The following is an 11,462-nucleotide window of genomic DNA, read 5'->3' on the forward strand; positions in this document are numbered from 1 at the left end:
AGTCGTCATGCTGAATTTATTTCAGCATCTCATCAGACCCTAATACCAGAACTTGATAGGATTCCGTATCAAGTACGGAATAACACTTCTCTTAAAGAACAAATCGATAGGTAGCCTTCAACAGGAAAATGTTCTGTGGTTTCTGTCCAAAAATGTTATCGTTCAAGCTGGGCAATAATCCGTTTGTGGGGTCTCCATCACGGGACACGTCTTGGGACCACACCAAGAACAACTCGGAGCCTGGGATGTATTCCCATCGGATCACCAAATTGGAACGGAACTGCACAAATGAAAAATCTGGATTGTCAAAGCTGAAATCTTCGGTGCCATCCAGATTTTCATCAACGGAGTAGACATCATCCACCAATATCACCTGATCTTGATCATAGGTCATAATCCTATCCTCAAACCTTTTGGCCGTGGCATCGGTCACATGTTTAAAGTTGGTATACCTGCCCCTGGAAATAAAAGGTTGCCCCCAATATTGAATGGTAAGGTTGGGGTTGATGGTATAGTTCAATCGGATGGACATGCTCAGTGTACGTTGGTCAATCTCGCCGTTCAGGTATCGTGGTGACCCGTTCACATCATCAAAATTATCAATGAACTGCAACTTGTCATGGTTGATACGCAACGAGGGAAAGGCCGAGACGCTCAAGGCATTAATCGGTTGGTAGGTTACCCCTCCTTCCATATAATAGGACTTGTACGAATTGTCCAGTGCCTTTTGTCCATTGTGGAAATAGAAAAACCGCATTTTCTTCCGGTTATCCGTCTCAATATTATTCCAAAAACTCACCCAAGGCGATAGCCGTAGTCTAGGACCTCCCCTCAAGGCAAAGTTGGAATATTCAAGAGGTGCATAATTCAATCCAATATTGCTGAACCAATTGCCTTTCCAGTTTTGCCAGCTGTTGGTATTGAATTGCAAATAATTGTGATTGCCCCCATAGTCCCAAGCTGTATAATGGTTGTAATTAATGCCCAATTGTCGAAACGTGTTGTCCGGTTTTAAGGTGCGGTAGCCTATCCAGGTGTAATGCCGAATATCATCGGACTGGCGCTGAAAGCCTATATCGTTGAGCTCGAGTTCCGGGGAACGCCAGGTTGCACCACTTTCAAATCTAAAATTACCCTTTCCAAGTTTTCCTATCTGAAGATTCCCGCCCGTACCGGTCAAGGAAGTCCGGGTGGAATCCAACTCCAAGTAATCGGCATCAACACGGTGAAACAGGTGGGTGATGGATTCTTGGGTATTCTTGATGGCAGCTTCACCCCCTTTTACATGGCTAAAGGTGATATTTCCTTCCAAATACCAATCCCTATTGTTCCATTGGTGCTTAAAATCAACTCCCCCCGTAAATGCCGATCTATGTAAAAAGTCAAGGGCTTGGGGCAATTCTTCCCGATGGGTAGCCGTGAAAATGCCTCCTATATATGAGTTCCGATCATTGAAGTCTTTCTGCAATCTTCCCACAAAATAATTGGTCATGGGCTCCACCATTTCCTTTCTACGATCACCGTTCACCCCCGAAATGGTGGCCCGTCTTTGGGCGGTGACACTTTCCAAAACCCCAATCGCCCAACCATTCTTGGTCTTACCACTAAACTTGGCCGCCCCTATGATCGGAGTATTGGCCGGTTGGTCCACAAACTCGCCATCTTCGGTGTCAGGGCTTCCCTGTGGACTTCTACCAATACGTCTTGAATAAAAAATATTGTCGGAACCAAAAGTGTTGCCAGCCTCGGATTGGGAAACATTAAAATCAAAAATGTTCTTGTTTTCCACAAAAAAGGGTCGCCTTTCCTGAAAGAAAATCTGAAATCCATCCAGTGCAATGGCGGAAGGGTCTGCTTCCACTTGTCCAAAATCTGGGTTGACGGTCAAATCCAAGGTAAGGTCATTGGTCACCCCAATCTTGGCATCCAGCCCTACGGTAATATTGCTATCACTGCCGTCTTCAAAGGGATTTCCTTCCTCTGCTTCAAAGGTTTCGGTCTTGGCAACTGTGTAGGGCTGTATTTCCACTTGCCTTTGGGGTTCAATGTTCTTAAGTCCATGTAGTTCCCCAAACTCACTGGTCCAACCAGCAACATCCCTGGGCAAGCGTTGCCACACGGAGCGCTCCTCATTCCTAAAATACCTTCGCATTACCTGAAATCCCCAGACCTGATCTTCGGAATGGCCAAACTTGATCTGACTGAGCGGTATCCGCATTTCGGCGGTCCATCCTTCGTCATCCGTTTGGGTCTTCACATACCAGATAGGATTCCAACTATCATCTTCATCAGCCCCATTGTTTGATCCAAAAACATCTCCTTTCACCCCTGCCGCCGTCACAATGAAACCAAAGGAGGTCCGCTTATCCAAATAACTATCTATAAAAACACCGATCCAATCCCCTTCAAAGCCATCCCTCCTGGACAAGCGCTTTACAATTTTATCGGGTTCGTCATCAAAACAACGAACTCCTATATATAAGGACTTGTCATCATAGAGTACTTTAAATGCGGTCTGTTGACCAGGGGGGGTGTTCTCATCTGGGCGTTGCTCTATAAAATTATCGCCCCACTGTACCAGATTCCATGAGGCATCATCCAAAACACCATCAATTATAGGCGCTCCTTCCATACCCAGTGCTTGGGTTCTATATCTCTTTTTAGGAACTACGGTAGTTGAATCTTGGGCTTGTAGAATTTGGACAAAGAAGATACATACAAGGAAAAGGCATGCTTGTTTCACTGGATTTATTTTTTGATTGATTAAGGTAAAGACCCACAAACAAAGCGCCAGTTACACTTTGGGTTGACTTTATATTTTTTTTAACAAAAGATGGTGCATTTAGCGGTTGTTTTGCCTCTTTCCGATAGAAAATGGAAAAAGCAAAAAAATATTCCCAATCAACCATTTGTAATTCAATCTAATAATTGTACATTTGCAGCCCGTTTATCGGGATAGGTTATTAAATCAATACTATTAGAGAAGTGGACACATTAAGTTATAAGACTATTTCCGCCAATAAATCTACCGTTGACAAGCAATGGTTATTGGTTGATGCTGAAGGACAGACATTGGGAAGATTGGCGTCAAAGGTAGCCAAATTGCTTAGGGGAAAATACAAGACCAACTTTACTCCCCATGTGGATTGTGGTGATAATGTCATTGTGATCAATGCCGAGAAAATCGTCATGACCGGCAATAAATTGGATGATAAAGTATATTTAAGATATACTGGATATCCTGGAGGACAGCGTTCTGCTTCCGCCAAAGAGGTATTGGAAAAGCATCCTGAGCGTATTATCGAAAATTCGGTAAAAGGAATGTTGCCCAAGAACAGACTTGGTGCCGACCTTTTCCGCAACCTTAAGGTATATGCCGGATCTGAGCATGGCCAAGAAGCACAAAAACCCAAAGCAATAAACTTAAACGACTACAAATAATGGAAGTGGTTCATAAGATTGGTAGAAGAAAGACTGCAGTAGCGAGAGTATATGTTTCTGAAGGAAAAGGAAACATCACCATCAATAAAAGAGATTTGAACGACTACTTCTCTACAGCTACATTGCAGTACAAAGTAAAACAACCTTTTGCTTTGACCGAAACTGAAGACACCTACGATGTAAAAGTAAACGTTTACGGTGGTGGAATCACTGGTCAAGCAGAGGCCGTTCGTTTGGCATTGTCCAGAGCCATGTGCGAAATCAACGAAGAAAACAGAACTGTTCTGAAACCAGAAGGACTCTTGACCAGAGACCCAAGAATGGTGGAAAGGAAGAAATTCGGTCAGAAGAAAGCCCGTAAGAAATTCCAGTTCTCCAAACGTTAATATTTCGGTGCAATTGCACCTATATATAAAGTTCATTGAAAACCCTGGAATCCATTTTTCAGGGTTAAATTTTTAACCAAGTTGTCGTTGTTCCAAAAGGAAAAAAATGGCTTTTTGGAATTTAGTTTAGCATCTAAATGGAGAGGGCGAACTTTTGTGACCACCTTTCTATTGCTACTACAACGGAACGTAAACTAAGTACAAAAAATGGCAAGTAAAATCGAAGTCAAAGACTTATTGGAAGCAGGTGTACACTTTGGACACCTTACCAGAAAGTGGAATCCCAACATGGCGCCCTACATCTACATGGAGCGTAACGGAATCCACGTCATCAACCTTTACAAAACAGTTGCAAAAATTGAAGAGGCCAACGAAGCCCTTAAGAAAATTGCAGCTTCTGGACGAAAAATCCTTTTCGTAGCCACAAAAAAACAAGCCAAGGACATTGTTGCGGACAAAGTATCCAAGGTAAACATGCCTTACATCACTGAAAGATGGCCCGGTGGTATGTTGACCAACTTTGTCACCATCCGTAAAGCTGTCAAGAAAATGGCTTCCATCGACCGCATGAAAAAGGACGGTACTTTCAACACCCTTTCCAAAAAAGAAAGATTGCAAGTAGACCGTTTGCGTGCCAAGTTGGAGAAAAACTTGGGTTCCATTGCAGACATGACCCGTTTGCCTGGTGCCATCTTCATCGTGGACACCATGCGTGAGCACATTGCGGTAAAGGAGGCCCAAAAATTGAACATCCCCATTTTTGCCATGGTGGATACCAATTCAGACCCAAGACCTATCGATTATGTAATCCCTGCCAACGATGATGCCGGGAAATCCATCGAAGCTATCTTGTCTCACGTAACCGATGCCGTAGCCGAAGGTTTGGCCGAGCGTAAGAACGACAAGCAAGACGACGAAGCCGAAGCTCCAAAAAAGGAGAAAAAAGCAGAATCCAAAAAAGAGGAAACTGCCGAAGCTCCAAAGAAAGAGAAAAAAGCTGCAGCCGTTGAAGCCGAAGATTTGACCAAAATTGAAGGTGTTGGACCTAAAGCTGCCGAAGCATTGGTAAACAGTGGTGTTGCCACTTATGCAGATTTGGCAAAGGCAGATCCCGAGAAAATCAAGGAGGTTTTGACTGAAGCTAGTTCCAACTTGGCCCATCTAGACCCAACCTCTTGGCCAAAACAGGCCAAAATGGCCGCTGATGGCAAGTGGGACGAACTAAAGGAATGGCAAGACAGCGTTAAAGGTGGGGTTGAATAATTCAAAACCTGATTTAACATTGAGCTAAAACGAAACACTTTTTTTGTGTTTTACTTTACATAAATTTTTAAAAAAGCAAAGAAAATGGCTAAGATTACCGCCGCAGAAGTAAATAAACTAAGACAGACCACCGGAGCTGGTATGATGGATTGTAAAAAAGCTTTGGTTGAAGCTGAAGGTGATTTTGAAAAAGCAATTGAAATCCTTAGAAAAAAAGGTCAGAAAGTTGCTGCCAACAGAGCCGACAGAGAGTCTTCTGAAGGTGCTGCCATCGCAAAAGTAAATGCCGATGCCACCGAAGGTGTTGTGATTTCATTGAACTGTGAGACCGACTTCGTTGCCAAAAACGAAAGTTTTGTCAAGCTTGCGACCGACTTGGCCGATTTGGCCTTGGGTTACGATAGCAAAGATGATTTCCTTGCCGCTTCTTTTGAAGGCATGACCGTTGCCGAAAAATTGACTGAGCAAACTGGTGTGATCGGTGAAAAAATCGAGATTGCAAGTTTCGAAAAATTGAGCGCTCCTTTCGTGGGATCATACATCCACGCAGGAAACAAAATCGCTACTTTGGTAGGACTTTCCGCCAATGTGGATGGTGCAGCGGAAGCCGCCAAGGACGTTGCCATGCAGGCAGCTGCCATGAACCCGGTTGCGCTTAACGAAGAAGGTGTTGACCAATCCGTTATCGACAAAGAAATCGAGATTGCAAAAGACCAATTGCGTCAAGAAGGAAAGCCTGAAGCCATGTTGGACAATATCGCCAAAGGTAAATTGAACCGTTTCTTCAAAGACAACACCTTGGTGAACCAAGATTTCATCAAAGACAGCAAGCAGAGTGTTGCCCAATATGTGAAATCGGTAAATGCTGATTTGCAGGTTACTGGATTTAAAAGGGTAGCCTTGGGTTAATACACCCAATACCATAATTGAAAAAACCGCTTCGTGAAGAAGCGGTTTTTTTGTTTATATCCTCTTTATTCCCCCTATTTTCTCTTTGTTCCCCATAAATTTTTTTGATTATTTTTGTCCGAACTTCAAGACACCCTCAATGCAATACAAAAGAATCCTCTTAAAGCTTAGCGGCGAAGCGCTCATGGGCGAACAACAATATGGTATCGATGCAAAACGTTTGGCCGAATATGCCGAAGACATCAAAGCCGTAGTGGAAAAGGGTGTTGAAGTGGCCATTGTGATTGGTGGAGGGAACATTTTTAGAGGACTTTCTGGAACCAGTCAGGGTATGGATCGTGTTCAAGGAGACCACATGGGCATGTTGGCCACCGTTATCAACGGATTGGCCCTACAAAGCGCCCTGGAGCATCAAGGTGTGGAGACCCGCTTGCAATCTGCCATAAAGATCAATGAAGTGGCCGAACCTTTCATTCGAAGAAGGGCAATCCGCCATTTGGAAAAAGGAAGAGTGGTCATTTTCGGAGGAGGTACAGGAAACCCTTACTTCACCACCGACTCTGCAGCAGTATTACGTGCCATTGAGATTGATGCCAATGTTATCCTTAAGGGTACCCGGGTAGATGGCATATACACCTCGGACCCCGAAAAAGACAAGAATGCCACCAAGTTCGACTCCCTTTCCTTCAAGGAAGTGCTCTCCAAAGGGCTAAAGGTAATGGATACCACCGCCTTTACACTGAGCCAGGAAAACGAACTTCCCATTGTGGTCTTTGATATGAACACAAGGGGCAACCTTATGAAAATAGTTTCCGGAGAAAATATTGGAACCGTGGTCAATATTTAAATTGGCATACGCTTTGATTTGAGACAATAAAACTTAAAAATTATGGACGAAGAAGTAAAATTTGTACTTGATAGCACTAAAGAAAGCATGGATGCAAGCATTTCCCATTTGGAAAAAGCCCTCGTAAAAATCCGTGCCGGAAAGGCAAGTCCAGTGATGCTTTCCACGGTAATGGTGGAATATTATGGTTCCAAAACCCCACTTTCACAAGTATCCAACATCAATACCCCAGATGCCAGGACCATTTCAGTACAACCTTGGGAAAAAAACCTTCTTGGAGAAATTGAAACGGCCATTATGAACGCCAATTTAGGGTTCAATCCTATGAACAATGGCGAAATGATCATCATCAATGTCCCCCCTTTGACCGAGGAAAGAAGGGTTCAACTTACCAAACAGGCCAAGAGTGAAGCCGAAGATGCCAAAGTAAGTATTCGAAGTGCCCGACAGGAGGCCAATAAAGAGCTTAAGGCCTTGGATATCTCTGAGGACTTGTTGAGCAATGCCGAGGTAGATGTGCAGGAACTGACCGATTCATACAGTAAAAAAGTAGATACCATTTTATCCGTTAAGGAAGCGGAAATCATGAAGGTGTAAAACCAAGGTATAGATTGCCTGCTTTCCTAGGAACACAGCTGATCATTTTCTACCTTTGCGCCCAACAAAACCCAAATGGTAGCAAAGCTCACTAAAGGATTTTGGCCTAAGGTCGCACGGATTATTCTTCGCAATAGGATTCTGATTCTTATCGCCATTGCTGGATTCACGGTCTTTTTGGGCCTTCAGTGGAAAAACATGCAGTTTTCCAACACGGAAGCCAACATTCTCCCAGACGACCATCCTGCCACCGTTCAGTACAATGCCTTCACCAAGATTTTTGGTGAAGAGGGCAATGCCATTGTATTGGCCATACGGGATACCGCTTTGTTCACACCCCAAAATTTTAACCGTTGGAACAAGCTCAGCAAGCAATTGGAGGCTTTCCCTGAGATTGATTTTGTGATTTCCACGGACAACCTCAAGGTCCTGGTCAAGGATAACGAGACACAGGCTTTTATCATGGAGCCCTTCCTTAAAAATCCTCCCGAGACCAAGCAGGAAATTGATTCCCTGACCCATCACCTGTTCAATGAACTGCCCTTTTATGACAATCTGGTCTACAATCCCAAAAGTGGCACCATACAGACCATTGCCTATTTGGACAAGGACATCATGAACACCGCGGTGCGTAATGAGTTTATCCTGAACGATCTTGGTGATTTGGTAAAAAGCTTTGAAGATGAGACCCAGTTGGATGTAAGGGTATCCGGCATGCCTTACATACGCACATGGAACACGAAATCCATCGTGGATGAAATCGGGATTTTTATCGTGGCCGCCCTTTTGGTCACTTCGGTTATCTTTTTCTTTTTCTTCCGTAGTTTCCGCGCCACATTCATTTCCATGTGTGTGGTGATCATTGGAGTGATGTGGGCCTTTGGCTTTTTGGGGCTCCTACGGTACGAGATTACCATCTTGACCGCACTGATTCCCCCACTTATCATTGTTATCGGAATCCCGAACTGCATCTTCTTGATCAATAAATACCAACAAGAGGTCAATAAGCACGGCAACCAGGCCTTATCCCTACAACGCGTCATTTCAAAAATTGGGAATGCCACTTTAATGACCAATATAACCACAGCATCAGGATTTGCCACCTTCATTATTTTGGACAGTGACCTCCTCAAGGAATTCGGTATTGTGGCCTCCATCAATATTATCGGGATTTTTATTCTTTCCCTTTTGATCATCCCCATCATTTACAGTTTTATGCCGCTTCCCAAAACCAAGCACTTAAAGCATCTCAACAAAAAATGGATGGACTTTTTTGTGAATTGGATGGAGCGTATGGTACGGCACCACAGAATAGCTGTTTATATCACAACAGTAGCGGTTTTGGTCTTGAGTATTATTGGCATTTACCAAATCAAGATTACCGGTAGCCGGATTGAAGACCTTCCAAAAAACACCCACTTTTATAAAGACATACAGTTTTTTGAACAGGAGTTCGATGGCATCATGCCTATGGAAATTGTTGTTGACACTGAACGCAAAAATGGAGTGATCAAACCCGCCACCCTAAAACGGATGGATGAATTGGGAGCGACCATTAACGAAATTCCTGAACTATCGAGACCCATTTCCGTGGTGGATCTGATCAAATATTCCAAACAGGCGTTTTATAACGGAATTCCAAAATATTATCAGCTGCCCACCTCCCAAGAGAACACCTTTATCATGGATGCCGCCCGGAAATCTTCGGGTAATGGCAATCTTTTGGAAAGCTTTGTGGACAGCACCGGACAAACGGCACGACTGACCACCTACATGCAGGATGTAAAGATTGACCGTATGGAAGAAATTGAGCGGGATGTTCAGCAGGCCATCAACAAGTTTTTCCCTTCCGAACGATACAAAGTTTTTATGACCGGAAAGGCGTTGCTATTTTTAAAAGGCACCAAATATCTGGTCAAAAATTTATTGCTCTCGTTGGCACTGGCCATCGGATTGATCTCACTCTTCATGGCCTATCTGTTCCGCTCGTTCCGGATGGTGATCATCTCTTTGGTCCCCAACCTGCTGCCCTTGGTCATAACTGCTGGGGTTATGGGGTATTTGGGTGTACCCATAAAGCCTTCAACCATTTTGGTGTTCAGTATTGCCTTTGGCATTTCGGTTGATGACACCATTCACTTTTTGGCCAAGTACCGCCAAGAATTGGCCGCACACAAATGGCACATCAAAAGATCGGTCTATGCGGCTTTGCGCGAAACCGGGGTAAGTATGTTCTACACTTCCATTGTATTGTTCTTTGGCTTTTCGGTGTTCATCATCTCCAGTTTTGGAGGCACCAAAGCTTTGGGGGGACTGGTATCGGCCACCTTGTTGTTCGCCATGCTTTCCAACCTGATCTTGTTGCCTTCCCTGCTTCTCTCTTTGGAAAGAAGCATTGCCAATAAGCAGGTCCTTAAAAAGCCTCAAATTGATATTCTACCCAAGGAAGAGGACGGCCCCAAGGACAAATAATCCACGGAACAGCTATAAATTAGGCCATTCCATTGCTTTCATTTTTTATCAAAAACCTATCTTTACCGCTTAAATTACGATAGCCTTACAATGAAGTCTTATTCCATAAAAGAATTGCTAGAAAAGCAACCCGTAGGAGAACCTGTTGAAGTAAATGGATGGGTAAAAACATTTAGGAGCAACCGATTTATTGCCTTGAACGATGGTTCAACCATACATAATCTGCAGTGCGTTGTCGATTTTGAAAATTTTGACGAAACCTTGCTCAAACAAATCAGCACTGGAGCAGCCTTAAAAATATCCGGCACCTTGGTGGAAAGCCAAGGAAAGGGACAAAGTGTGGAAATCCAGTCAACAGATGTCTTTGTCCATGGTACCGCCGACCCAGAGACCTACCCTATTCAACCCAAAAAGCACTCCTTGGAGTTCTTACGGGAAAAGGCCCATTTACGGGTACGCACCAATACCTTTTCTGCGGTTATGCGGGTGCGCTCTGCGCTATCATTTGCCATTCACAGCTATTTTCAGCAGAATGGTTTTTACTATATGCATGCCCCCATCATTACGGGTTCCGATGCGGAAGGAGCCGGGGAAATGTTCCGGGTCACCACGCTCGATGACAAGAATCCCCCTGTTGACGAGCAGGGCAAAGTGGATTATTCCGAAGATTTCTTCGGAAAAGAAACCAACTTGACCGTTTCAGGGCAGTTAGAGGCCGAAACCTATGCCATGGCCCTTGGAAAAGTATATACTTTTGGTCCAACCTTTAGAGCTGAGAATTCCAACACCTCCAGACACTTGGCCGAGTTTTGGATGATAGAGCCCGAAGTGGCCTTCAATGATTTGGATGCCAACATGGATTTGGCTGAAGATTTCATCAAGTGGATTATCCAATACGTATTGGATAACTGCGGTGATGATCTTGAGTTTTTGGAAAAACGCTTGTTGGATGAGGAGAAATCCAAACCCCAAGCCGAACGTTCGGAAATGAGCTTGACCGAGAAACTGAAGTTTGTGGTCGAGAACAACTTTAAAAGAGTTTCCTATACCGAAGCCATCGATATTTTGCGAAACAGCAAACCCAACAAGAAGAAGAAATTCCAATATCCCATTGATGCGTGGGGTGCCGACCTACAGAGTGAGCACGAACGCTTCTTGGTGGAAAAACATTTTAAATGCCCCGTAATCCTTTTTGATTACCCGGCCAACATCAAGGCGTTCTATATGCGTTTGAACGAAGATGGCAAAACTGTACGTGCCATGGACGTGCTTTTCCCTGGTATTGGGGAAATTGTGGGAGGTTCACAGCGAGAAGAACGTTTGGATGTACTTCAGGACAAAATCAAAGCGTTGAATATTGATGAAAAAGAGCTTTGGTGGTACTTGGACCTTAGACGTTTTGGCACGGCCACACACAGTGGTTTTGGACTTGGTTTTGAGCGAATGGTACAGTTTACCACAGGCATGGGCAACATCAGGGACGTGATTCCTTACCCTAGAACTCCACAGAACGCCGAGTTTTAAAAGGAATTCTTAAATTTATAAGT

The 11,462-nt window shown here is 44.0% G+C and carries 9 protein-coding genes; 8 read left to right on the forward strand and 1 reads right to left on the reverse strand.

From position 1 onward, the window contains the following. Window positions 1-91: 91 nt before the first annotated feature. Window positions 92-2,743: a DUF5916 domain-containing protein gene (locus DN53_RS15050; RefSeq protein WP_242502166.1), complete on the reverse strand. Its 2,652-nt coding sequence runs from the start codon at window positions 2,741-2,743 to the stop codon at window positions 92-94. 242 nt (window positions 2,744-2,985) lie between these two features. On the opposite strand from DN53_RS15050, the gene rplM reads away from it, so the two are divergent. The 8 genes from rplM to asnS all read left to right on the forward strand — a co-directional run bounded on the left by rplM (window position 2,986) and on the right by asnS (window position 11,439). Further along, window positions 2,986-3,441: a 50S ribosomal protein L13 gene (gene rplM / locus DN53_RS15055; protein WP_129655568.1), complete on the forward strand. Its 456-nt coding sequence runs from the start codon at window positions 2,986-2,988 to the stop codon at window positions 3,439-3,441. Further along, entirely contained in the window at window positions 3,441-3,827 is a 387-nt protein-coding gene (gene rpsI, locus DN53_RS15060; RefSeq protein WP_116217179.1) for a 30S ribosomal protein S9, read from the forward strand. The genes rplM and rpsI overlap by 1 nt, the downstream gene beginning before the upstream one ends. 207 nt (window positions 3,828-4,034) lie before the next feature. Next, window positions 4,035-5,090 (forward strand): 30S ribosomal protein S2, encoded by a 1,056-nt coding sequence (gene rpsB / locus DN53_RS15065; RefSeq protein ID WP_129655570.1) that lies wholly within the window; start codon window positions 4,035-4,037, stop codon window positions 5,088-5,090. Window positions 5,091-5,174: 84 nt separating this feature from the next. Next, a complete protein-coding gene (tsf, locus tag DN53_RS15070) occupies window positions 5,175-5,999 on the forward strand; it encodes a translation elongation factor Ts (RefSeq protein WP_129655572.1) in 825 nt (274 codons plus the stop codon). Between the two features lie 139 nt (window positions 6,000-6,138). Beyond that, complete coding sequence (pyrH, locus tag DN53_RS15075) at window positions 6,139-6,846, forward strand: UMP kinase (RefSeq protein WP_116217176.1); 708 nt, start codon at window positions 6,139-6,141, stop codon at window positions 6,844-6,846. 42 nt (window positions 6,847-6,888) lie between these two features. After that, complete coding sequence (gene frr, locus DN53_RS15080; RefSeq protein ID WP_129655574.1) at window positions 6,889-7,443, forward strand: ribosome recycling factor; 555 nt, start codon at window positions 6,889-6,891, stop codon at window positions 7,441-7,443. A 75-nt stretch (window positions 7,444-7,518) separates the two neighbouring features. Continuing rightward, window positions 7,519-9,915: an efflux RND transporter permease subunit gene (locus DN53_RS15085; protein ID WP_129655576.1), complete on the forward strand. Its 2,397-nt coding sequence runs from the start codon at window positions 7,519-7,521 to the stop codon at window positions 9,913-9,915. A gap of 90 nt (window positions 9,916-10,005) precedes the next feature. Continuing rightward, a complete protein-coding gene (gene asnS, locus DN53_RS15090) occupies window positions 10,006-11,439 on the forward strand; it encodes an asparagine--tRNA ligase (RefSeq protein ID WP_129655578.1) in 1,434 nt (477 codons plus the stop codon). Window positions 11,440-11,462: the final 23 nt, after the last annotated feature.

The organism is Flagellimonas olearia (assembly GCF_004150225.1).
Classification (GTDB): Bacteria; Bacteroidota; Bacteroidia; order Flavobacteriales; family Flavobacteriaceae; genus Flagellimonas; species Flagellimonas olearia.

What these genes read in the sequence shown, in the direction of transcription:
- rpsI (WP_116217179.1), top strand. Translation starts at nt 3,441, where the DNA reads ATGGAAGTGGTTCATAAGATTGGTAGAAGAAAGACTGCAGTAGCGAGA.
- rpsB (WP_129655570.1), top strand. Translation starts at nt 4,035, where the DNA reads ATGGCAAGTAAAATCGAAGTCAAAGACTTATTGGAAGCAGGTGTACAC.
- tsf (WP_129655572.1), top strand. Translation starts at nt 5,175, where the DNA reads ATGGCTAAGATTACCGCCGCAGAAGTAAATAAACTAAGACAGACCACC.
- pyrH (WP_116217176.1), top strand. Translation starts at nt 6,139, where the DNA reads ATGCAATACAAAAGAATCCTCTTAAAGCTTAGCGGCGAAGCGCTCATG.
- frr (WP_129655574.1), top strand. Translation starts at nt 6,889, where the DNA reads ATGGACGAAGAAGTAAAATTTGTACTTGATAGCACTAAAGAAAGCATG.
- DN53_RS15085 (WP_129655576.1), top strand. Translation starts at nt 7,519, where the DNA reads ATGGTAGCAAAGCTCACTAAAGGATTTTGGCCTAAGGTCGCACGGATT.
- asnS (WP_129655578.1), top strand. Translation starts at nt 10,006, where the DNA reads ATGAAGTCTTATTCCATAAAAGAATTGCTAGAAAAGCAACCCGTAGGA.